At 71.0% G+C, this 20,763-nt stretch carries 23 protein-coding genes; 15 read left to right on the forward strand and 8 right to left on the reverse strand.

The features are described from left to right. Positions 1–85 precede the first annotated feature (85 nt). Complete coding sequence (thyX, locus tag AB0I38_RS26320; protein WP_358472584.1) at positions 86–820, forward strand: FAD-dependent thymidylate synthase; 735 nt, start codon at positions 86–88, stop codon at positions 818–820. A gap of 50 nt (positions 821–870) precedes the next feature. Here the strand turns inward: thyX and AB0I38_RS26325 are convergent, their stop codons facing one another. Beyond that, positions 871–1,179 (reverse strand): hypothetical protein, encoded by a 309-nt coding sequence (locus AB0I38_RS26325; protein ID WP_358472595.1) that lies wholly within the window; start codon positions 1,177–1,179, stop codon positions 871–873. Between the two features lie 3 nt (positions 1,180–1,182). Continuing rightward, positions 1,183–2,262, reverse strand: a complete 1,080-nt coding sequence (locus AB0I38_RS26330; protein ID WP_358472601.1) for a WD40/YVTN/BNR-like repeat-containing protein — start codon at positions 2,260–2,262, stop codon at positions 1,183–1,185. Between the two features lie 142 nt (positions 2,263–2,404). Between AB0I38_RS26330 and AB0I38_RS26335 the strand changes: the two genes are divergently transcribed. Continuing rightward, positions 2,405–3,196 (forward strand): helix-turn-helix domain-containing protein, encoded by a 792-nt coding sequence (locus AB0I38_RS26335; protein ID WP_358472609.1) that lies wholly within the window; start codon positions 2,405–2,407, stop codon positions 3,194–3,196. Positions 3,197–3,274: 78 nt separating this feature from the next. Here AB0I38_RS26335 and AB0I38_RS26340 read toward each other — a convergent pair whose 3' ends face one another. Continuing rightward, entirely contained in the window at positions 3,275–3,736 is a 462-nt protein-coding gene (locus tag AB0I38_RS26340; protein WP_358472619.1) for a MarR family winged helix-turn-helix transcriptional regulator, read from the reverse strand. A 62-nt stretch (positions 3,737–3,798) separates the two neighbouring features. Here AB0I38_RS26340 and AB0I38_RS26345 point away from each other — a divergent pair, with 62 nt between their 5' ends. After that, positions 3,799–4,557 carry an SDR family NAD(P)-dependent oxidoreductase gene (locus AB0I38_RS26345; protein WP_358472635.1) on the forward strand — a complete coding sequence of 253 codons (759 nt, stop codon included), beginning with the start codon at positions 3,799–3,801 and terminating at the stop codon, positions 4,555–4,557. Between the two features lie 16 nt (positions 4,558–4,573). Here AB0I38_RS26345 and AB0I38_RS26350 read toward each other — a convergent pair whose 3' ends face one another. Continuing rightward, positions 4,574–5,692 carry a globin domain-containing protein gene (locus AB0I38_RS26350; RefSeq protein WP_358472651.1) on the reverse strand — a complete coding sequence of 373 codons (1,119 nt, stop codon included), beginning with the start codon at positions 5,690–5,692 and terminating at the stop codon, positions 4,574–4,576. A 440-nt stretch (positions 5,693–6,132) separates the two neighbouring features. After that, positions 6,133–6,561, reverse strand: a complete 429-nt coding sequence (locus AB0I38_RS26355) for a hypothetical protein (protein ID WP_358472667.1) — start codon at positions 6,559–6,561, stop codon at positions 6,133–6,135. Between the two features lie 10 nt (positions 6,562–6,571). Between AB0I38_RS26355 and AB0I38_RS26360 the strand changes: the two genes are divergently transcribed. Beyond that, a complete protein-coding gene (locus AB0I38_RS26360) occupies positions 6,572–6,766 on the forward strand; it encodes a hypothetical protein (RefSeq protein WP_358472671.1) in 195 nt (64 codons plus the stop codon). Between the two features lie 34 nt (positions 6,767–6,800). Here the strand turns inward: AB0I38_RS26360 and AB0I38_RS26365 are convergent, their stop codons facing one another. After that, complete coding sequence (locus tag AB0I38_RS26365) at positions 6,801–7,595, reverse strand: GNAT family N-acetyltransferase (protein WP_358472685.1); 795 nt, start codon at positions 7,593–7,595, stop codon at positions 6,801–6,803. 366 nt (positions 7,596–7,961) lie between these two features. On the opposite strand from AB0I38_RS26365, the gene AB0I38_RS26370 reads away from it, so the two are divergent. From AB0I38_RS26370 to AB0I38_RS26380, 3 genes are read left to right on the forward strand one after another with little or no spacing between them, the layout of a single operon-like run. After that, complete coding sequence (locus tag AB0I38_RS26370; protein ID WP_358472703.1) at positions 7,962–8,648, forward strand: gamma-glutamyl-gamma-aminobutyrate hydrolase family protein; 687 nt, start codon at positions 7,962–7,964, stop codon at positions 8,646–8,648. A gap of 9 nt (positions 8,649–8,657) precedes the next feature. Continuing rightward, the gene (locus AB0I38_RS26375; protein WP_358472724.1) at positions 8,658–9,587 is read left to right on the forward strand and encodes an alpha/beta hydrolase; all 930 of its coding nucleotides are present in this window, start codon (positions 8,658–8,660) and stop codon (positions 9,585–9,587) included. Then, positions 9,584–10,363, forward strand: a complete 780-nt coding sequence (locus AB0I38_RS26380; RefSeq protein WP_358472755.1) for an enoyl-CoA hydratase/isomerase family protein — start codon at positions 9,584–9,586, stop codon at positions 10,361–10,363. The genes AB0I38_RS26375 and AB0I38_RS26380 overlap by 4 nt, the downstream gene beginning before the upstream one ends. 278 nt (positions 10,364–10,641) lie before the next feature. Here AB0I38_RS26380 and AB0I38_RS26385 read toward each other — a convergent pair whose 3' ends face one another. Both AB0I38_RS26385 and AB0I38_RS26390 read right to left on the reverse strand, forming a co-directional pair. Continuing rightward, positions 10,642–11,823, reverse strand: a complete 1,182-nt coding sequence (locus AB0I38_RS26385) for an acyl-CoA dehydrogenase family protein (RefSeq protein ID WP_358472768.1) — start codon at positions 11,821–11,823, stop codon at positions 10,642–10,644. A 116-nt stretch (positions 11,824–11,939) separates the two neighbouring features. Next, positions 11,940–12,530 carry a class I SAM-dependent methyltransferase gene (locus AB0I38_RS26390; RefSeq protein WP_358472782.1) on the reverse strand — a complete coding sequence of 197 codons (591 nt, stop codon included), beginning with the start codon at positions 12,528–12,530 and terminating at the stop codon, positions 11,940–11,942. 130 nt (positions 12,531–12,660) lie between these two features. Here AB0I38_RS26390 and AB0I38_RS26395 point away from each other — a divergent pair, with 130 nt between their 5' ends. From AB0I38_RS26395 to ftsR, 8 genes are all read left to right on the forward strand, one after another. After that, on the forward strand, positions 12,661–14,283 hold the full coding sequence (locus tag AB0I38_RS26395) for a sensor histidine kinase (protein ID WP_358473000.1): 1,623 nt from the start codon (positions 12,661–12,663) through the stop codon (positions 14,281–14,283). Next, positions 14,280–14,978, forward strand: coding sequence for a response regulator transcription factor (locus AB0I38_RS26400; protein ID WP_358473178.1), 699 nt, complete (start codon positions 14,280–14,282; stop codon positions 14,976–14,978). The genes AB0I38_RS26395 and AB0I38_RS26400 overlap by 4 nt, the downstream gene beginning before the upstream one ends. Before the next feature lie 62 nt (positions 14,979–15,040). Next, on the forward strand, positions 15,041–15,466 hold the full coding sequence (locus tag AB0I38_RS26405; RefSeq protein WP_358473426.1) for a hypothetical protein: 426 nt from the start codon (positions 15,041–15,043) through the stop codon (positions 15,464–15,466). 10 nt (positions 15,467–15,476) lie between these two features. Continuing rightward, on the forward strand, positions 15,477–16,070 hold the full coding sequence (locus AB0I38_RS26410) for a phosphoribosylanthranilate isomerase (RefSeq protein WP_358473447.1): 594 nt from the start codon (positions 15,477–15,479) through the stop codon (positions 16,068–16,070). 142 nt (positions 16,071–16,212) lie between these two features. Further along, positions 16,213–16,794 carry a CDP-alcohol phosphatidyltransferase family protein gene (locus AB0I38_RS26415; RefSeq protein WP_358473481.1) on the forward strand — a complete coding sequence of 194 codons (582 nt, stop codon included), beginning with the start codon at positions 16,213–16,215 and terminating at the stop codon, positions 16,792–16,794. A gap of 4 nt (positions 16,795–16,798) precedes the next feature. Further along, complete coding sequence (locus AB0I38_RS26420; RefSeq protein WP_358473499.1) at positions 16,799–19,303, forward strand: mannose-1-phosphate guanyltransferase; 2,505 nt, start codon at positions 16,799–16,801, stop codon at positions 19,301–19,303. Positions 19,304–19,563: 260 nt separating this feature from the next. Further along, on the forward strand, positions 19,564–20,076 hold the full coding sequence (locus AB0I38_RS26425; protein ID WP_357679095.1) for an FHA domain-containing protein: 513 nt from the start codon (positions 19,564–19,566) through the stop codon (positions 20,074–20,076). Positions 20,077–20,099: 23 nt separating this feature from the next. Then, entirely contained in the window at positions 20,100–20,726 is a 627-nt protein-coding gene (gene ftsR / locus AB0I38_RS26430) for a transcriptional regulator FtsR (RefSeq protein WP_358473657.1), read from the forward strand. Positions 20,727–20,763 lie beyond the last annotated feature (37 nt).

Genomic DNA, 20,763 nt, shown 5'->3' on the forward strand with positions numbered 1-20,763 from the left:
CCATCCCCGGGCCCGAGTCGCGGGCGAGCTCCTGACCTGGTTTGCTTGGGGCCGTCACACCATCTGAACCGAGCGGGGGCTCGCCGTGCACGCCGTCGAACCGGAGATCGAGATCAAGTTTCGTAGCGACATGGACGTGGAGTTGGTCAAGTCCGCCGCGTCCGACGCCGACGTGTTGTGGGCCGCCCGCGTCTCCACCAAGGGCGAGAGCTCGCTGGCCGAGATCGAAGCCGACCCCGCGCGGTCCAAGGGCCTGATCAACTACCTGATGAGGGACCGGCACGGCACTCCGTTCGAGCACTCGTCGATGACCTTCTACGTCAGCGCGCCGATCTTCGTGTTCCGTGAGTTCATGCGGCATCGGACGTTCTCCTACAACGAGGAATCCGGCAGATACCGGCAGCTGGTCCCGGTCTTCTATGTGCCAGGGCCCGACCGCAAGCTGGTCCAAGAAGGCAAACCCGGCAAATATGTCTTTACCAGCGGCACTCCTGAGCAGCACAAGCTGGTCACCGAGGCGACCCAGGAGAGCTACCGGCAGTCCTACCGCTGCTATCTGGAAATGCTCGAGGCAGGAGTGGCCCGGGAGGTGGCCCGCACCGTGCTCCCGGTCGGCCTCTACTCGTCGATGTACGCCACCTGCAACGCCCGCGCTCTGATGAACTTCCTGTCCTTGCGGACCAAGCGCGAGGACTCCACGTTTCCCTCGTTCCCGCAGCGCGAGATCGAGATGGTCGCCGAGAAGATGGAAGAACTGTGGGCGGGGCTCATGCCCCTCACCCACGCGGCCTTCGAGGCCAACGGCCGCGTCTGCCCCTGACACCTGCCGAAAGGGCGCTGGGGCAGGACGTGCCGCCCCAGCGCCGGGGCTCAGGCAAGAGTCGGCATCACGTACACCTCGGCGCCCGGCGGCAGCGCGCAGTCGAGGCTGCCGAGGCCGCGGACGCTCTCGCCTGAGATGATCATGCTGATGTGGCGGCGGATGCGGCCGTACTCGTCGCGCAGCCGTTCCTCCAGCAGGGGGTGGGTGCGCCGGAGTGTGTCGAGCGCGGCGCCCAGGGTGGGCGGGGTCTCGGTGTCGGCGCCGACGGCGAAGACCTTGACCTCGCTCCGGCCGCTCACCCAGCGGCGCAACGAGCCGGGCAGCACGAACACGACCATCGTCACGGGCTTGGCCATCGGCTACAGCACCGCCGCGCGCACCGACAGCACGTCGGGCAGGTGCGCGGCCACCAGCGACCAGCTCTCGCCGTCGTCGCGTGAGGCGTAGACCTCGCCGTCGCGGGTGCCGAAGTAGACGCCCGCCTCGGAGGCGGTCATCGCGTCGCGCAGCACGGTCGCGTGCACCGGCGGCTCGGGCAGGCCCCGGTCGTACCCCCGCCAGGTCGCCCCCGCGTCGTCGGTGCGGTAGACCCGCAGGTGGTGGTCGACGGGGGTGCGGTCCATGTCGGCCCGCAGCGGCAGCACGTACGCGGTGTCGGGCCGCGAGGAGTGCATCACGATCGGGAAGCCGAAGTCGGACGGCAGCGACGCGCCGACGTCGTGCCAGGAGCCGCCGAAGTCGTCGCTGCGGTAGACGCCGAAGTGGTGCTGCAGGAACAGCCGGTCGGGCCGCGAGGGGTGCATGCCCACCTTGTGCACGCACTGCCCGAACTCGGGATACTGCTGCCCCTCGGGCAGGAACGGCGCCCGGATCCCCTGGTTGGCCGCCTCCCACGACACGCCGCCGTCGACGGTGCGGTAGAAGCCGGCCGCGGACACCGCGATGCCCATGATCTTGGGGTCGGCCGGGTGCGGGACGATCGTGTGCAGGCAGAGCCCGCCGCCGCCCGGCTGCCAGAGCTCCCGGTGGGGGTGCTCCCACAGGCCCTCGACGAGCTCGTAGGTGGCTCCGCGGTCCTCGGAGCGGAACAACGCGGCCGGCTCCGCGCCCGCCCACACCACGTCGGGCTCCGACGGCGACGGCGTCAGCTGCCACACCCGGGTGAGCGTGGCGCCCGTCTTCTCGGGGAAGGCGACGGGCGCCCGTTGCGCCTCCTGCCAGGTGGCGCCCAGGTCGTCGGAGTAGGTCACCGAGGGGCCGAAGTGGCCGTACTCGATCCCGGCGAGCAGCCGGGGGGTGGGGGCACGCGTGTCGATCGCCACCGAGGGGACACCGACCGTGGAGAACCGGATGGGCTCGACCTCGAACGCGCCGCCGCCCGCCGAGCGGGCCAGGAACAGGCCCTTGCGGGTGCCGATCGCGAGCATCACATCACTCATGCCTAGCTCCTATCGCTCCTGTGTTCGCTTTCCGGCCATCGTGCCACGGCATCGCGGAGGCCGCCGGGTGCTGGGGGATTTCCGATCCGATTACCCGCCAGGTAATCGTGACGCTTCCCTCCTTGTCCTAGGGTGGTGCGACATGGGAGCACTTGCCGTACAAGATGAGACTTTTGGTGATTTGTTGCGGTCGTGGCGGCAGCGACGCCGCGTGAGCCAGCTGGACCTGGCGATCGAGGCCGACGTGTCGGCCCGTCACCTCAGCTTCCTGGAGACCGGGCGGGCCCGGCCGAGCCGCGAGATGGTGATGAGGCTGGCCGAGGAGCTGGAGGTGCCGCTGCGGCACCGCAACCGGCTGCTGGTCGCCGCGGGGTTCGCGCCGATGTTCCCCGAGCGCGAGGTGCGCGCCCCCGAGATGCACGCCGTACGGCAGGCGCTGGACAAGATCCTCGCCGGCCACGAGCCGTACCCCGCCCTGGTGGTGGACGCGGTCTGGAACCTGGTGGCGGCCAACCGGGCGGCCGGGATGTTCATGGAGGGTGTGCCCGCCGAGCTGCTGACGGAGCCGGTCAACGCGATGCGGCTGTCGCTGCACCCCGACGCGATGGGCGGCAGGCTGGTCAACCTGGCGGAGGTGCGCGCCCACCTGCTGCACGGGCTGCGCAGGCAGGCGGAGGTGTCGGGCGACGGGCGGCTCGCCGAGCTGCACGACGAGCTGGCCGGCTACGTCTATCCGGGGGTGGACCTGAACGTGGTGCACGTGCCGGGGCCGGCCGACATCCTGGTGCCGCTGCGGATCAGGCACGGCGACCGGATCCTGTCGATGTTCACCACGATCGCCACCTTCGGCACGCCGGTGGACGTGACGGTGTCGGAGCTGGCCATCGAGACGTTCTGGCCCAACGACGAGGAGACCGCGGCGGCCTTCCGCTGACCGGAAGATAACCAGCTCAGCCCGCCTCGCCGCCGCCCGGCTGACACGGTGTCCCCACTCCCGGACATGACCCCGGTCTCATTCCTCTGTAAGGACGCTTTCTCCGACGAGACCTCGTAGTCGGTCATTGGCCTGCTCGAGGGTGGTGAGCGTGATCTCACGCTGTTCTGGGCTCGCCTCTCCGACGGCTTGTTCGGCAAGCTCTGCCCACGCACGCTCGATGCCGGGCACGAGCTTGTGTCCAGCGTCTGTGACCACGATGCGGACCTGGCGGCGATCGGTGGGGACCGTCTCGCGCCGGAACCATCCGCCGCCCTCCAGCCGGGTCAAACTGCGGGTCGCGGTCGGTGGCTCGATGCCGAGCCGTGCCGCCAGCTCCGAGACGGTCATCCCCTCGGGTTTCTGCGCCAGGATCCACAGCAGCACATCCTGGCCGGGGTGTAGCCCGAGAGCCGCGAGCTCGCGTGCCTTCGCGGCGCGGTAGAGCTTGCTCATCTTGTTCAGCGCCCGGTTGACGCGCATCGCCTCGCTTGCATCCACGTGCTGATTCTACTATGTGTATAGTCGGCTAATAGATAGCCGGCTAAGCATTGGAGAGAAAAATGGATCTCGGACTCAACGGCCGAGTCGTCCTGGTCACGGGGGCGTCCGGTGACATCGGCGGCGCGATCGCCAGCACGTTCGCGCAGGAAGGCGCACTGGTCGCCGCAGGCTGGCACCGCAGCGAGGACCGGGCTCGCACCCTCGTCGACTCGATCAACCAGGCGGGCGGGAAGGGGATGACCGTACGGCTCGACCAGCGCCACCAGGAGTCGATCCAGGCGGCGGTGCGCCAGGTCGAGCGGGAACTCGGTGACATCGCGGTCCTGGTCGCCAACGCCGTCTCCTGGCCGACGAGGGCTCCAGAGACGTGGGACACCCTGACCGACGGTTTCACCGCGAACGCCATCGGGACGCTGGCGCTGATCGACGCCGTCCTTCCTGGCATGAGGACCGCCGGGTGGGGGCGGCTGGTGCTGATCTCCTCCGATGTGGTCGATCAGCCGATGCCGGCGGCTGTGGCCTACCCGGCCGCCAAGGGGGCATTGGAGACGGCCGCCAAGGTGCTCGCCTCCCGGGAGGCTCAGCATGGCATCCTCACCAACGTCGTCCGCCCCGGCTTCACCCTGACGGAGCGGGCATTGACCACACCTGGATTCGGGCAGGAGGTCGTCGATGCCGAGGCCGCCAAGACGCCGACCCGCCGCATTTGCACTCCCGAGGACGTCGCCTCCGCGGCCGCCTATCTCGGCTCGGTCGCGAACGGGCACGTCAATGGTGAGGTTCTGTCGGTGGCGGGCGGGCGGCATCTGAGCCGCTAGCGCCGGCGCCGGGCACCTACCGTTCGCCGTGGACGATGTCGCGGTGGATGCGCGGCAGGGGCACCCCGTCCATCTGCAGCCGCCGGACCGTCTCGTTGACCATGGCGGACGGCCCGCACACGTACACCTCGTGCTCGGTCCAGGAGTGGAAGCGCTGCGTGACCTCCGGCAGCGCGCCGCGCATCCCCTCGTAACCCGGGTCCTGCGACACCACGGGCACCACGCGCAGCCACGGGAAGGAGGACTCCATCCGGATCAGGTCGGGCAGGTCGTACAGCTCCTCGCTGGTCCGCGCGCCGTACAGCAGATGGATGTTGGGCCGGAGGCCGGACTCGATGACCTGCTCGATGATGGCCTTCAGCGGCGCCAGCCCGGTGCCGCCCGCGACGAAGAGCAGGTCGCGGGTGCCGCGTTCCGGCGGCGTCATCGTGCCCATCGGCGGCCCGGCCATGACCGTGTCGCCGACGCGGGTGTCGCGGATCAGCGTCGTCGAGACCCAGCCGCCCGGGACCGAGCGCACGTGCAGCCGGATCGTGTTGTCCACGCGCGGCGCGTTGGCGATGGAGAAGGTCCGCCACACGCGCGGCCAGCGCGCGGTCTGCACGTTGATGTACTGCCCCGCGGTGTACGGCAGGCGCTGCGTGGGCCGCAGGGTGATGACCGCGATGTCGCGGGCGCGGCGTTCGTGGTCGACGACCTCGGCCAGCCACCAGGCGGGCGACACCCCGGCGTCGGAGTCGGCCGACTCGATCATCTGGTTGGCCGCGGAGCCGTAGGCGGCCACCCAGGCCGCCTCGATCTCGCTGGTCCAGATGTCGGCCGCGAACCTCCTGACGGTCGCGAGCAGGGCGTTGCCGACCGCGGTGTAGTGCTCGGCGACCACGCCGTACTTGCGGTGGTCTCGTCCCAGCTGGCCGAGGAAGCAGGAGAGGCTGCCAGGGCTGTCGAGGCTCCACACGATGCGGGTCAGGGCGCCGAAGAGCCGGTCGCGCTGGACGTCCATGGCCGGCGGGAACATGCTCCGCAGGTGCGGATTCTCGGCGAACAGCCGGCCGTAGAAGTAGGCGGCGGCCTTGTCCGCCACCGGTTCGATGGCGGAGAAACTCTCCTTTACCAGGCGCGGATTCAACGACATATGCCTAATCAACCCCACCCTATTGACCGGAATCAGCTTCCGATCGTGTTGTTCCACCTCCCTGACGGTTCCGGGTATCGAGCGTCCGGCGGGCCCCGGCTCATCCGAGCGCTCGAAATCGAGTCTTCCACCCCCACCTGGGCTCCACAACCGTTTCACCCTAATAGGGAGCTAAGCAGGGCTATGCGTAACGGTAGCGTTATTTTTGGTGATCGAATGTCCAGGCGATTATCGGCGATAAGTGAATGTTTGTTGCATTCGTATTTACAGCCATTTATCCAAGTAAATGACTAAGGGTGTGTTCGGGAGGATCGTTCATCTTCGGAGATCGAGCCGCGACGCCATGGCGGGCCGTCCGGCTCATTCGCCGGGCACGCGTCCCTCATCCCCGCACCGTTCGGCAGGCTGGCGCCGCCGCCGGCCAGTTCGCTGATCCGAGATCAGCGAGCCCGGGTCCTCCTGCGTGCCCAGGCGACGCCCATCAGGACGGCCGCCCCCAGGGCGATGGCGATCACCGCGGGGCCGGTCCGGTCGGCGGCGGGTGCGGGCCCGGCGTTCACTCGGACCGGTGTTCCCAGAGCGGTGATCAGCCCGGGAGTGAGCGGCTCCATGCCCCGGGTCTGGTCGGAGAGCCGCAACGGCCGGTCACCGGCGGGCAGGAGCCTGTTGCCCGAGCACAACGTCGTGGCGAGCCCTGAGCTTCGCGTGGTGGCGAACACCAGGTAACGAGCGCCCTTCATGAAGTCATATCCGCAGGCCGAGCCCTGCGCCTTGGTGAACACCTCGAACTCGGCGTCGAGGTCACCCTTGTAGACGTGGTCGGTGCGGAGCGTGACGGTGACGCCGCCGCTCAGGATCGGTTCGTCCACGCGGACGTCCGTGACGGTGCCGGAGAAAACGGCCGCTGACTCGTTCACGTGCTGCTGTGGCGTACGCGTCGCGCAGGAGCAGCCCGAGCAGGCGTCCACCGTATCCACCGAAACCATCAACAGGGCCGCGACCAGGGAAAACGCCACGAATATCCGCACCATCACGTTTATCGGAACGTATCGCGAACGTGATCGGTTCGGCTGAGGCCGGTCCCGCCGCCGCGAGACGTGGCTCCGGATCATTCTTCGAGGACGCGCCGAGGCTGGTAGATGTACGGAGTCGTGGTGGTCATCGGGGTGAAGCCGAGGCGGCCCAGGATCGGGCGGCTCTGGTCGGAGGCGTCCACCTGGAGGTAGCGGTAACCGCGCTCGGCGGCGACGCGGGCCCGGTAGGCGACGAGGGCCCGGTAGACGCCGCGCCCTCGCCAGGCCGGCGCGGTGCCCCCGCCCCACAGGCCGGCGAACGCGACACCGGGGGTCAGCTCGATCCGCGCCCCGCTCACCGGCCGATCCCCGGCCAGCGCCACCACCGCGACCACCGTGTCCGGCTCCCGCGTCAGCCGGTCGAGCAACTGGCGCCCCATCTCGGGCCGGACCTCGCCGAACGCCTCCTCGTGCGCCCGTACCAGCAGCTCCGCGCCGGCCGCGCCGGTGACCGGCGCCAGACGGACGCCGTCCGGCGGCCGGACCTCCGTGGACAGGGCGGCGACCGGAGCCACCATCAGCGTCTCGGCCGGCTCGGGCACGAAACCAGCCGCCCGCAGCCGCTCCGCAAGGTCGGCCGGACGGTCGTGTCCGTAGTGCTTCCACTCGAACTCGACGCCCAGCGCGGTGAAGTGGCGCACCTGCGCGGCGATCGCCGCGTCCGCGCCCGCCTCGTCGAGGCACGACCAGACGACCGCGTTCCAGTCGCCGGTCTGCAGCACCACGTCGTCCGCGCGCTCGACCCGGACCCCGGAGCCCTCGGGCGGCACCTCCCGCCGCATCTCCCGGTCGAACAGGGCCAGCACCACGTCACGATCCACCTGATCCATCCGCTCACCCCAGCACCCGGTCGCCGGGCCCGGCAACCGGGTTTCCCAGGTCCGGTGACCTGCTCGCCCTGCCCGACCGGTCGATCGGGCCCGGCGCGCGGCGGCCGTACGGGCCGGCGGTCCCTTGCTCCGCGGCTCGGGCCACGCGGAGCCGTGTGGGCGGTCCCGCGTCTCCGGCCACAGGGAGGCACTGACCGGATCATTTGACGAAATGTCATCTGTGGTCAGTTTTCGGTCTTGAACGGCCGTGACGGAAGGGGATCTCCGAGAGAGGTGACATAACCGAAATGGAGTGCGCCATGATGGGACAGTGGCCGTCGCCCGACAAGATGGCGGCACACCTCCTGCACGCCCCCTGGAGATCGCATGTCCCGACCGCTGATCGGCATCACCGCCTACTTCGAGGCCGCCCGCTGGGGTGACTGGGTGCGCGAGGCGGTGATCTCGCCTCCCGCCTACGCCAAGGCGGTCGAGCGGGCGGGCGGCGCCCCCGTGGTCCTGCCGCCGCTCAACCTGCACGCGGTCGGCGACTACGTGCGCGGGCTGCGGGGCGTGGTGCTGGCCGGAGGCGTCGAGGTGGGCGCCGCGGCCTACGGCGACGAGCAGGACGAGCGGGTGGCCGAGGCGCAGGTCCACCGCGACCGGTTCGAGCTGGCGCTGGCCCGGGCGGCCGTGGAGGCCGACGTCCCGATCCTGGCCATCGCCCGGGGCATGCACGTGCTCAACGTCGCGCAGGGCGGCACCCTGATCCCGTGGCTGCCCGAGATGCTCGACCACGACCGGCACGGCGAGACCGGCGCCCCCCACGTGATCCAGGTGAGCGTCTCCAGCAAGCTCGGCAAGGCCGTGGGCGACCGGGTCGAGGTGGTCGCGCCGCACGTGCAGTCGGTACGCCGGCTGGGCAGCGGGCTGCTCGCCGTGGCCTGGGCCGACGACCAGATCGTCGAGGGCGTCGAGTTGCAGGGGCACCGGTTCGGTGTGGGCGTGCAGTGGCATCCAGAGCGGGGCGAGGATACCGGCTTGTTCGATGCGTTCGTGGAGGCGGCCCGCTAGGCTGCGATCATGCCGCTGCACCCCCAGGCGCGGGAGTACGTCGCGCTCCATCCGTCTGATCTCGGCGCCGACCTGGCCACGCTGGACCTGGCGAGGATCCGGGAGATCCGGGCGCACGACGAGCTGGCCACCCACCGAGGGCCGCTCACCCACCTGCCCTTCGTCCGCGACGAGGAGGCCGAGGGGGTGCCCATCCGCGTCTACCGGGCCGACCGGGGCGACGGCGCGCTGCCCGTGGTGGTCTACTTCCACGGCGGCGGCTGGGTGTTCGGCAGCGTCAAGCGCAACGACGCCCTCGGCCGCGACCTGGCGATCCGCACGGGCGCGGTGGTGGTCTCGGTCGACTACCGGCTGGCGCCCGAGCACCCCTTCCCGGCCGCCGCCGACGACGCCTGGACCGTGGTGCGCGACCTGTTCGCCCGCCCCGCCTTCTACCAGAGCAACGGCGCCGTCGCGGTGCTCGGCGACAGCGCCGGGGGCAACCTCGCCGCCGTCGCCGCCTGGCAGGCCCGCGACGCCGGGCTCGCCCTGGCCCACCAGGTGCTCGTCTACCCGGCGCTCGACCTGGCGATGGACACCCCCGGCTACCGCGCGTTCGCCACCGGCTTCGGCCTGGACGCCGCGGAGATGGCCTGGTTCGCCGAGCAGTACGCCCGCGACGCCGATCCCGGAGACCCGAGCCTGTCGCCGCTGCGGCTCGCGGACTTGGCCGGGCTGGCGCCCGCGACCGTGGTGACCGCCGAGTGCGACGTGCTGTGCGACGACGGCGAGCGCTACGCCGAGCGGCTGGCCGAGGCCGGGGTGCCCGCCGAGGTGCGCCGCTACGCGGGGGCCGTGCACGGCTTCTTCGGTCTGCCCGGCCTGTTCGACCAGGCCATCGAGGCCCGCGCCTACGTGGCCGAACGGCTGCGCGAGGCTTTCGCGAAGGTGGCGGCATGACGTACGAGAAGCTCAAGACCGACATGCCCGAGCCCGGCGTGCTGCGCGTCACGATCAGCGAGCCGCGCAGGCGCAACGCCGTCGACATGACCGGTCACCGCGAGCTGGCCGAGATCTGGCGCGACGTCGACCGCGACGACTCCGTCAGGGCGGTCGTCGTCAGGGGAGAGGGCGAGGCGTTCTCCGCCGGCGGCGACCTGTCGATGATCGAGGAGATGACCCGCGACCACGCCACCCGGCTGCGCGTGTTCGGCGAGGCCCGCGACCTCGTCTACAACGTCCTCAACTGCTCCAAGCCGATCGTCTCGGCCATCCAGGGCCCCGCCGTCGGCGCCGGGCTGGCGGTCGCGCTGCTGGCCGACATCTCCGTCGCCGGCCGAACCGCCCGCATCATCGACGGCCACACCAGGCTCGGCGTGGCCGCCGGCGACCACGCCGCGATCGTCTGGCCGCTGCTGTGCGGGCTGGCCAAGGCCAAATACCACCTGCTGCTGTGCGAGCCCGTCACGGGCGAGCAGGCCGAGCGGATGGGCCTGGTCAGCCTGTGCGTCGACGACGACCGGGTGCACGAGACGGCGATGGAGATCGCCGTCAAGCTGGCCTCCGGAGCGCAGGAGGCGATCAGGCTGACCAAGTACGCGCTCAACAACTGGCTGCGGATGGCCGGGCCCTCGTTCGACGCCTCGCTGGCGATGGAGTTTCTCGGGTTCACCGGCCCTGACGTGGCCGAAGGTGTGCGTGCGCTGAGGGAGAAACGACCTCCCTCGTTCTCGTGACGAGGTGATTGGGCCGCGCCTCGGGGTAGGCGCAGTCAGCATGAGAGCCAAGGTCAGCACAGCCCTGCCGCTGCGCCGGCCTCCGGTGACGCAAGCCTGTCGGCCGAGGTCCAGAAGGCAGGCCCGGCGGCAGAACGGGGGCGCGCTGAGAGACGGTCCGCCGCCGGCCGCGCACGAGACGGCGAGGGGGAGATCAGGGATGGGAACGGCGCCATGACCGCGGACATCGACGCCGTTCCGCGAAACCACGAGGGCCGTGGGCAGGCCGGGCCCGGAGGTCAGAAGCTGCGGGGCAGCCCTAGCACCTGGGTCGCGAGGTAGTTAAGAAGCAGCTCCTCGGTCACAGGTGCGACCTTCCCGATGCGGGCGTCGGTGAGCAGCCTGGCCACCGGATACTCCAGCGAGTACGCCATCCCGCCGTGCGTCTGGAAGGCCGCGTCGGCCGCCTCCCAGGCCGCCTGCGACGCGGTCAGCTTGGCGATGTTGGCCTCCATGGCGCAGGGCAGCTGCCGGTCGAAGCTCCAGGCCGCCTTGTACAGCATCAGACGCGCCAGCTCGATCTTGGCCTTGACCTGCGCGAGCGGGAACGCGACCGCCTGGTTGGCGCCGATCGGGCGGCCGAACACCTCGCGCTCCTTGGCGTACGCGACCGCGACCCGCAGGGCCACCTCGGCCCCGCCGAGCGCAGAGGCGGCCAGCAGGACGCGCTCGGGGTTGAGGATGTCCCAGAGCACGGCGGCGCCCTGGTCGACCTGGCCCACCACGCTGGAGGCGGGCACCCGCAGGTCGTCGACGAAGACCATGTTGGACGGCGTGGTGTTGGCGCCCATCTTCGGGATCGGCTGGTAGGTCAGCCGCCCGGCGGCGACCGCCTCGGGCACGTTCACCAGGAACACCGTCAGCCCGTTGGTGCGCGGCCTGGCCTCGGCGGCCGGGATCGTCCGGGTGACCAGCAGCATCCAGGTGGCCCGCTGCACGCCGGTGATCCAGATCTTCTGCCCATTGATCACGTAGTCGTCGCCGTCGCGCCGGGCCGAGGTGCTGATGGCCAGCGAGTTGGAGCCGGCGTCGGGCTCGGTCAGCGCGAAGCAGGTCTCCACCTCTCCGGTGGCGAGCCTGGGCAGCAGCTCCGCTCGCTGCTCGGCCGAACCGTGTCTGGCCAGGGTGAGCGCGCCGAACCCGGGGGTGAGCACGTACGTGAACGCCGAGCCGCCCGCCGCGCCCGACGCCGACAGCGTCTCGGTGGCCACCGCCAGCTCCAGCAGGCCCTGGCCGCCTCCGCCGTACTCCTCGGGCACGGCGAGGCCCAGCCAGCCGCCCTTGGCCAAGTCGGCCCAGACCTCCTCGGGCCAGCGCTTGTCGGCCTCACACCGCTGCCAGTAGTCGAGGTCGTAGCGCGAGCAGATGTCGCCGACCCCGCGCTGCACGGCCAGGGCGCTCTCGGTAAGGGTGAAATCCATCACGCCATAGTAGAACCATGTTCTGTTCGGGGTCGAGGACCGCACGCACTCAGGATCGAGGTGCGCACGCGTACGCGGTCGAGGCCCGCACGTCCGGGTCCGAGCCGCGGGCGCGCTCAGTGCCGGGGTCTGCGCGCGTGGAAGACGAAGGCCGGGGGAGCGTTGCGCCACACGGTGCGGCCCTGCACGACCTCCTCGAACCGCTCCCCGAGCAGCGTGCGGAAGCGGCGCGCCGAGCTCATCGGGATCGTGTGGATGTAGGAGAAGGTGGTGAACGCCCCGGCCGGGCTCATCGCCGAGGCGACCGCGCCGAGCAGGTCGTGCTGCAGCCCATCGGGGAAGGATGCCCAGGGCAGCCCGCTGATCACCACGTCGGCGTGGGCCAGCCCACGCCGGTCGAGCATCGGGGCCAGCTCGGCGGCGTCGCCGTGGACCACGTCGACGTCGGGGAAGCGGCCGGCGAGCAGGCTCGCCAGCGTCTCGTTGAGCTCCACGGCCAGATGGTGGCCGCGCCCGCCGAGCCTGCGCTGGATCTCCGCGGTGAACGGCCCGGTGCCGGGCCCCAGCTCGACCACGATCGGCTCGCCCCGCTCGGGAACCGGGGCGCAGACCGACGCGGCCAGCCGCCGGGAGCTCGGCGCGATGGCCCCCACGCGGGTGGGAGCACGCAGGAACTGGCCGAAGAGCAATGCGGTGTCGTTGGACATGATCCGAAAGTAGCGGGGAGATCGCAGGGGGCCACTCCGCCAAGGGGACGTGCTTTCGGCCACAAGGAGGAGGCCGGGTCCTCCGGGCGGAGGATCGGGAAATCCTATCGCCCGAGATAGCGTGTGCACCATGCGTTGGCGTGGTGTGCCGCTCGACATCCTGCTGGCGGTCTCTGGGGTCGTGCTCGACCTGCTGCTGGCGGGCAAGGCGGGCGGCGACCAGCACCTGCCGGTCTTCATGATGGTCCCGATGGCCGTCCTGGCCGGCGCTCCCATGGGGTTGGTCAGGCGGTGGCCGTTCGCGGTGAGCCTCTACCTAGCGGCCTTCCTGATCCTCACCGACCAGGTCGACTCCTTCACCTCCAACACCGCCCAGGTGCTGCTCTGCGTCGCCGTCGGATCGGTCGCCCACCGGTGCGCCTGGCGCGCCGTCGGCCTGTCGCTGGCCGCCGCGACCATCGCCACCGCGATCAACCTGGCCGACCCCGGCATCGCGCTCACCACCAGCAGCTGGCTGTTCACGGTGCTCGTGCCCCTGCTGCCCGCCGTGATCGGCGGCTACCTGCGCGGTCCCGCCGGGCGGCTGGAGAACGACGACATCACGCCCGACGTGCTGCTGGCCGGTGGCGGGGTGGCCGTCGCCGTGCTGAGCACCTGGACCGACTGGCACAGTGACGTGCTGCCGGTGTGGCTGGCCGGGATGTTCGCCGTGATCGCCGGGCTCTCCCTCGGGGTGGCCAGGAGGATGCCCGGGCTGGTCTTCCTCTTCCAGGGCGCGCTGCTGATCGCCGCCGACCGCTACCTCGCCGAGGTGGTCAACACCTGCCTGGTGCTGACGCTGATCGCGCTCGGCGTGTTCGCCTTCCGCGTGGCCTCCTGGACCTGGACCGTCGCCGCCTACCTCGCGGGCTGCCTGCTGACCGCGGCGGCGGTCGTGACCGACGCCGGCACCGAGGTCACGCCGTTCCGGGTGGCCGTGCTGATGGCGCTGGTGATCGCGCCCATCGCGATCGGCCGCTACCTCGGCATCAGGCAGGCCGTGGCAGCGGCCGAACGGCTGCGCGCCGGCGAGTCGGCCCGCCTGGCCGTCGCGCAGGTGCGCGCCGACCAGCTGGCCGAGCGCGAGCGCATCGCCCGCGAGGTGCACGACATCGTCGCCCACCACGTCGGCGCGATGGTGCTGCGGGCCGGCGCGGCCCGTTACGCCGCGCCGGAGGGGCCGGTCGCCGACGCCCTGGGCGACATCCGCGACACCGGCCACCAGGTGCTGCAGGACCTGCGCGGCCTGCTCGACGTGCTGCGCGACCCCGAACGCCGGCCCGGCCTGCTCGCCGACCCCGCCGACGTGGTGCGCGAGTCGGCCGAGCGGATGGCCGCCGCCGGGTTGCTGGTGGACCTCGACCTCGATCCGGCCGCCGACCAGGCCCCGCTCGTGGCGCGCGCCTCCGCCGCCCGCATCGTCCAGGAAGGCCTCACCAACGTGCTCAAACACGCCGGACCCGGCACCGAGGTCCGGGTCACCCTCGCGGCCGCCGGCGAGGGGATGGCCATCGAGATCCGCAACGGCCGCCCGCCCACCGCCATCGAGCGCCTGCCCTCCTCGGGGCGCGGGCTGGCCGGCATGCGCGAACGCGTCCGGGCGCTCGGCGGCACCCTGACCGCCGGGCCCGACGGGGAGGGCGGCTGGCGGCTGACCGCGAGCCTGCCCGCCGCTCTGCCGACCGGCGTGCCCGCCGGCCGGGCCGCCAGGTGATCCGGGTGCTGGTCGCCGACGACCAGGCCCTGGTCCGGGCGGGCGTGCGGATGCTGCTGCAGGCGGCCGGCGACATGGAGGTGGTCGGCGAGGCCAACGACGGCGCCGAGGCCGTGCGCCAGGCCGAAGTGCACCTGCCTGACGTGATCCTGATGGACCTGCGGATGCCCGGGGTCGACGGCCTTGAGGCGATCAGGCGCCTGCTCGCCGTCCGGCCGGGCAGCCGGATCGTCGTGCTCACCACGTTCTCTGAGGACGCCGACGTCTACGCCGCGCTGCGCGCCGGCGCGGTCGGGTTCCTGGTCAAGGACGACGAGCCCGAACGCATGGTCGACGCCGTGCGCCGGGCCGCGGCGGGCGAGCAGCTGCTCGGGCCGTCCGCGCTGCGCCGGGTCGTCGAGGGCTTCCTGGCCGCCGGAGAGCGGGCCGCCACGTCCGTGCCCGCCGGGCTGACCGAGCGCGAGCTGGAGGTGCTCGTCTTGGTCGGCACCGGGCTGTCCAACGCCGAGATCGCCGAGGAACTGCACGTCGGCGTCACCACGGTCAAGACCCACATCGGCGCCGCGATGGACAAGCTGGGCCTGCGCAACCGCATCCAGGCGGCCGTCGTCGCCCACCGCAGCGGTCTGGTGGACGAGGCCTTCCGGCCCGTACGTCATCCCAGGGGCGGACCGCCGGATAATCCGGCAGGCTGACGACCCGCGGGGCCCCGCGCCGCGACCATGTGGTCCTCACCGTTCCAGGAAAGGACCACACCATGCACGAGACCACGGCTCCGGCCGCGACCCCCACGCAGGGACAGGCCGGGCGGGTGCCCGCCGGACTCCTGTACGGCCTGCGCGTCGTGGTCATCGCGCACGCGGCGGCCCTTCTCGTGGCCGCCTCGCTGGCCGGCCAGTCGGTGGCCTCCGGCGAGGCGCTGACCGAGGCCCACGTCATGGCCGGAATGGTCGTGCACCTGATCGGGCTGGCGCAGATCGTCTTCGCCGTGCTCGTCTGGCGGCCCGGACACGGGGCGGGCTGGCCCGCGCTCGCCAGCACCGCGCTCTTCCTGGCCGGGATGGCCCAGCACGTCACCTGGGCGTCACTGGGCACCCACCTGCCCAATGGGGTGGTCATGTTCGGGCTCATCACCGCGGTGCTGATCTGGGTCTGGTCGCCGCGGGCCGCCAGGCGCAAGTAACCTCGGCGGTGTGTACGTAAAGATCTGCGGCCTTCGCGAGCCCGGCCACGTGACGGCCGCCGTCGAGGCGGGCGCCGACGCCATCGGGTTCGTGCTGACCGCGAGCCCTCGCCGGGTGACACCCGAGCGGGCGGCCGAGCTGGCCCGGCCGGTGCCCGGCCACGTGCTGACCGTGGGAGTCTTCCGGGGCGAGGACCCGGCGACGGTGCGGGCGGTCGCCCTGGCGGCCGGGGTGCGCGCGATCCAGTTGCACGGAGCCCATCCGCACGACGACTTCACCGCGCTGAAGGACCTCGGCCTGACCCTGGTCAGGGCCGTCGACGCGGCGGCCGACCTGCGCTGCGGCGCCTACGACGAGCAACTGCTCATCGTCGACGCGCCCCGCCCCGGCTCGGGTGAGCCGTGGGACTGGGCCGCCGTGCGCGGCCGTCCCTCCGGCCGCTGGATGCTCGCGGGCGGGCTGGGCCCGGCCAACGTGGCCGAGGCGGTCGCCGCCGCCGCGCCCTGGGGGGTCGACGTGTCCAGCGGAGTCGAGGTGGCGCCCGGGGTCAAGGATCCGACGCTGATCGCGGAGTTCGTCCGGGCGGCCCGCGGTTCGGGCTGAGCGGCTTCGGCCTCCGGGGAGTGAGATCGCCGCCGAGGACGTTCGCGCGGGTCCCGAGTGCCCGCGCGGGGTGGGTGAGGTGGCCGTGATGGGCCACCGGGCGGGCCGCTGGGGCCGCAGGTGACGCAGTAGGGTCTGCTGCGTGAGCGAAACTTCCGCCGAGGACCGCATCTGGACGATTCCTAACCTGTTGAGCTTCCTGCGTCTCCTCGGCGTGCCTGTGTTCCTCTGGCTGGTTCTGGGGCCGAAGGCCGACGGCTGGGCCATCGCCGTCCTCGCCCTCGCCGGGATCACCGACTGGCTCGACGGCGTGATCGCTCGCAGATTCGACCAGACCAGCCGGCTCGGCCGGCTCATCGATCCGGCCGCCGACAAGCTGTACGTCTTCGCGACGATCCTGGCGTTGCTGGTGCGCGACATCATCCCGTGGTGGCTGGTGGCCGCCATCCTGGGCCGCGAACTCTTCGTCGCCTGTTTCATCCCCGTGCTTCGCAAACACGGATATAAGGCACTTCAAGTGCACTTCCTGGGCAAGGCCGCCATGTTTAGTCTCATGTACGCCTTCCCCCTCCTATTCCTCGCCTCGCACACTGGTTGGTATGCCGATATAGCCCGAATCGTCGGGTGGGCCTTCGCCCTCTGGGGAACAGGTCTGTACTGGTGGGCGGGGTTGCTGTATGTGATACAGGTGCGTCAGCTCGTAACTGCGACCTCTAAGGAGTGATCGGGTGAAGGCGGTCGTCATGGCGGGCGGGGAGGGGACTCGGCTGCGTCCGATGACCGCCAACCAGCCCAAACCCCTGCTTCCCGTAGCCAACCGCCCGATCATGGAACACGTGTTGCGCCTGCTCAAGCGGCACGCGGTCACCGAGACCGTCGTCACGGTCCAGTTCCTGGCCGCGCTCGTGCGCAACTACTTCGGCGACGGCGACGAGCTCGGGATGAGCCTGCAGTACGCCACGGAGGAGCTGCCCCTCGGCACGGCGGGCAGCGTCAAGAACGCGGCCGACCGGCTGCGCGACGATCGCTTCCTCGTCATCTCCGGCGACGCTCTCACCGATATCGATTTGTCGGATATGGTCCGGTTTCATCGTGAAAATTCGGCTCTTGTCACGATCGGCCTGAAACGGGTGCCGAACCCGCTCGAATTCGGGATCATCATCGTCGACGAGTCCGGCCGGGTGCAGCGCTTCCTGGAGAAGCCCACGTGGGGCCAGGTCTTCTCCGACACCGTCAACATCGGCGTCTACGTCATGGAGCCCGAGGTCCTCGACCGGGTCGCGGCCGGCGAGCCCGTCGACTGGTCGGCCGACGTGTTCCCCGAGCTGCTCGCCGCCGGCGCCCCCATCTACGGCTACATCGCCGACGGCTACTGGGAGGACGTCGGCAGTCACGACAGCTACCTCAAGGCCCACGCCGACGCCCTGTCCGGCCGGGTCAGGCTGGACATCGGCGGCTTCGAGCTCTCGCCCGGCGTCTGGGTGGCCGAGTCGGCCTCGATCGACACCGACGCGGTGCTCAAGGGCCCGCTGCTCATCGGCGACTACGCCAAGGTCGAGGCCGGGGCCGAGCTGCGCGAATACACCGTGCTGGGCAACAACGCGGTGGTCCGCGAGGGGGCGTTCCTGCACCGGGCGGTCGTGCACGACAACGTCTACCTCGGCCCCGGCACCCACCTGCGCGGCTGCGTCATCGGCAAGAACACCGACGTGATGACCGGTGCCCGCATCGAGGAGAACGCGGTCATCGGCGACGAATGCGTCATCGAGCCCGAGGTGTACGTCTCCAGCGGCGTCAAGATCTACCCGTTCAAGACCATCGAGGCGGGCTCGGTCGTCAACACCAGCGTCATCTGGGAGTCGCGCGGCCAGCGCAGCCTGTTCGGGCCCAAGGGGGTCAGCGGGCTGGTCAACGTCGAGATCACCCCCGAGCTGTGCGTACGGCTGGCCAGCGCCTACGCCACGACCCTGAAGAAGGGCGAGCACGTCGTCACCGCCCGCGACTCCTCGCTGGCGGCCAGGGCGCTCAAGCGGGCCGTGATCGGCGCGCTCACCGCCAGCGCCATCAACGTGCTCGACCTGCAGGCCGCGCCGCTGCCCGTGGCCCGGTTCCACACCTCCCGCGAGTCGGCCGCCGGGGGCATCGCGCTGCGCACCAGCGCCGGCGACCCGCAGAGCGTGGACATCGTGATCATGGACGACCGGGGGGTCGACCTGCCCGCCGCCGCCCAGCGCAAGCTCGAACGGGTCTTCTCCCGGCAGGAGTTCCGCCGGGCCTTCCCCGGCGAGATCGCCGAGCTCGCCTACCCGGCCAGGGTCGTCGAGGACTACGCGTACGAACTGCTGCGCCGCGTGGACATGACCGGTATCCGCGACATGAAAGTGGTGGTCGACTGCGCGGGCGGCACCTCCTCGCTCGTCTTGCCCACCCTGCTCGGCCGCGTCGGGGTCGAGGTGCTCACGGTCAACGCCCGGCTCGACGAGGCCTCGCCCACTGAGACGCTCGCCGAGCGCCGCCGCGACCTGCAACGGCTGTCGGAGCTGGTCAGCTCCTCACGGGCGGCGTTCGGGGTCCGCTTCGACCCGGTCGGCGAGCGGATCGCGCTGGTGGACGAGATGGGCCAGCTGATCGGCGAGGAACGGGCGCTGCTCGTGGTGCTCGACCTGATCGCCGCCGAGCGCAGGGGCGGCCGGGTGGCCCTGCCCGTCACCACCACCAGGGTGGCCGAGCAGGTCTGCCGCTTCCACGGCGTACAGGTGGAGTGGACCTCGACCGCGCTCGACGCGCTCACCTCCGCGGCGGCGGGCGAAGACATGATCTTCGCCGCCGACGGCCGGGGCGGCTTCGTCGTGCCGGAGTTCACCCCGGCCATCGACGGGCTGGCCGCGTTCATGCGGTTGCTCGGGCTGGTCGCCCGCACCCGGCTCTCGCTCAGCCAGATCGACGCCCGCATCCCCGAGGCCAAGCTGCTCAAGCGGACCGTGCCGACGCGCTGGGCGGCCAAGGGCGCGGTGATGCGCTCGGTCATCGAGTCGGCCGAGGCGGGCTCCGACGGGCACCGGATCGACCTCACGGACGGGGTGCGGGTCGTGGGCGACGACGGCAGCTGGGTGCTGATCCTGCCGGCCGCCACCGAGCCCGTCACCGACCTGTGGGCCGAGGCTCAGGACGTCGACACCGCCCAGTCGCTTCTGGAACGATGGGCCAGGATCGTCGAGGACGCGGCCACTTGAGTGTAATATCACCGTCTGTGATCTTGACCGGTAGCTCGCGCCGGGGCTTGCATGATCGTATTGTGGGAAACGCGCGGCGGCATGGACCTTCAGGCTCGGGCGGCGGTAGCTTTGTCACCGTCCGAACTGTTGTCCAGCGCCCCGCCTTGACCTTTGCCGTTCAGCAGCGTAAGTTGCGGCATTCGCAAACTTGAAGAGCGAAGCGAGGCGCGCCCCGAGCACCGTCGCCGCGTCTTCGCGGTAGGAGGCCGAGCCGATCGATGCCGAGCGTCTACTGCACGCAGTGCGGGCACGCCAACCCCGAGGATGCCCGTTTCTGTTCCCGTTGTGGGTCACCGCTGACCAGACCCGAGGTCGCCGGGGATACCACTTCGACGATCTCCGTCGCGGGAATCGAGGCGTATGAGGCTGAGACCGGAGACATGCTCCTGGCCGAGCGGGCGCTGGTGGAACAGCTGCCGCCCGGCACGGCATTGCTCAGTGTCACCAGGGGGCCCAACCAGGGCAGCCGGTTCCGGCTGGACAAGGACCTGACCACCACCGGGCGCCATCCCGAGAGCGACATCTTCCTCGACGACATCACGGTCTCGCGGCGTCACGTCGAGTTCTACCGGCACCGCGGGGGCCAGTTCTCGGTGCGTGACGTGGGCAGCCTCAACGGCACCTACGTCAACAGGGAACGCATCGAGGAGGTGCCGCTGCACTCCGGCGACGAGGTGCAGATCGGCAAGTTCCGGCTGGTCTTCCTGATGCGGACCGCCGCCGGCGCATGAGCTCGCAGGCGGCACGCTCGCACATGAGCATCGGGGAGGTGCTCGCGCTCCTGCAGGGCGAGTTCCCCGACGTGACGATCTCCAAGATCCGCTTCCTGGAGGGCGAGGGGCTCATCGAGCCCGAGCGCAGTCCGTCGGGCTACCGCAAGTTCACCCATCTGCACGTGCAGCAACTGCGCTACATCCTCACCGAGCAGCGCGACCACTACCTCCCGCTGCGGGTGATCAAGGACAAGATGGCCGAGGAGCTAGGCCGTCCGCGTGCCGTACAGGAGAACCGCGAGGTGCTGCTCAGCCGCGCGGAGTTGCTGGAGGCGGCCGGGCTCGACGAGGAGACCCTCGCCGAGCTCGAGGACTACGGCCTGCTCGCCGCGCGGGCCAGGCGCTACGACCAGGACGCGCTCGACGTGGCGCGCAGCGTCGGCGCGCTGTCCCGGTTCGGGCTGCACGCCCGCCACCTGCGCGCCGTCAAGGCGGCGGCCGAGCGCGAGAGCGGCCTGGTCGAGCAGGCGGTCGCGCCGATCCTGAAACGCCGCGCGCCGGGCGCTATCGGCGAGGCCGACGAGGTCGCCAGGGAGTTGTCCTCCCTGCTGCTCGAACTGCACGCCGCCCTTGTGCGCGCGGGGGTACGCGGCGTTCTGGGGCGATGAACCGGACCGGCGGGACATTCGAGGCCCACCGGGTGTT

Origin of the sequence: Nonomuraea cavernae, assembly GCF_040655715.1 — a bacterium.
In the GTDB taxonomy this organism is placed as follows: Bacteria; Actinomycetota; Actinomycetes; order Streptosporangiales; family Streptosporangiaceae; genus Nonomuraea; species Nonomuraea cavernae_A.

Coding starts and splice junctions, on each gene's coding strand:
- AB0I38_RS26325 (WP_358472595.1), bottom strand. CDS start 1,179: ATGGCCAAGCCCGTGACGATGGTCGTGTTCGTGCTGCCCGGCTCGTTG.
- AB0I38_RS26330 (WP_358472601.1), bottom strand. CDS start 2,262: ATGAGTGATGTGATGCTCGCGATCGGCACCCGCAAGGGCCTGTTCCTG.
- AB0I38_RS26335 (WP_358472609.1), top strand. CDS start 2,405: ATGGGAGCACTTGCCGTACAAGATGAGACTTTTGGTGATTTGTTGCGG.
- AB0I38_RS26345 (WP_358472635.1), top strand. CDS start 3,799: ATGGATCTCGGACTCAACGGCCGAGTCGTCCTGGTCACGGGGGCGTCC.
- AB0I38_RS26350 (WP_358472651.1), bottom strand. CDS start 5,692: ATGTCGTTGAATCCGCGCCTGGTAAAGGAGAGTTTCTCCGCCATCGAA.
- AB0I38_RS26365 (WP_358472685.1), bottom strand. CDS start 7,595: ATGGATCAGGTGGATCGTGACGTGGTGCTGGCCCTGTTCGACCGGGAG.
- AB0I38_RS26370 (WP_358472703.1), top strand. CDS start 7,962: ATGTCCCGACCGCTGATCGGCATCACCGCCTACTTCGAGGCCGCCCGC.
- AB0I38_RS26375 (WP_358472724.1), top strand. CDS start 8,658: ATGCCGCTGCACCCCCAGGCGCGGGAGTACGTCGCGCTCCATCCGTCT.
- AB0I38_RS26380 (WP_358472755.1), top strand. CDS start 9,584: ATGACGTACGAGAAGCTCAAGACCGACATGCCCGAGCCCGGCGTGCTG.
- AB0I38_RS26385 (WP_358472768.1), bottom strand. CDS start 11,823: ATGGATTTCACCCTTACCGAGAGCGCCCTGGCCGTGCAGCGCGGGGTC.
- AB0I38_RS26390 (WP_358472782.1), bottom strand. CDS start 12,530: ATGTCCAACGACACCGCATTGCTCTTCGGCCAGTTCCTGCGTGCTCCC.
- AB0I38_RS26395 (WP_358473000.1), top strand. CDS start 12,661: ATGCGTTGGCGTGGTGTGCCGCTCGACATCCTGCTGGCGGTCTCTGGG.
- AB0I38_RS26405 (WP_358473426.1), top strand. CDS start 15,041: ATGCACGAGACCACGGCTCCGGCCGCGACCCCCACGCAGGGACAGGCC.
- AB0I38_RS26425 (WP_357679095.1), top strand. CDS start 19,564: ATGCCGAGCGTCTACTGCACGCAGTGCGGGCACGCCAACCCCGAGGAT.
- ftsR (WP_358473657.1), top strand. CDS start 20,100: ATGAGCATCGGGGAGGTGCTCGCGCTCCTGCAGGGCGAGTTCCCCGAC.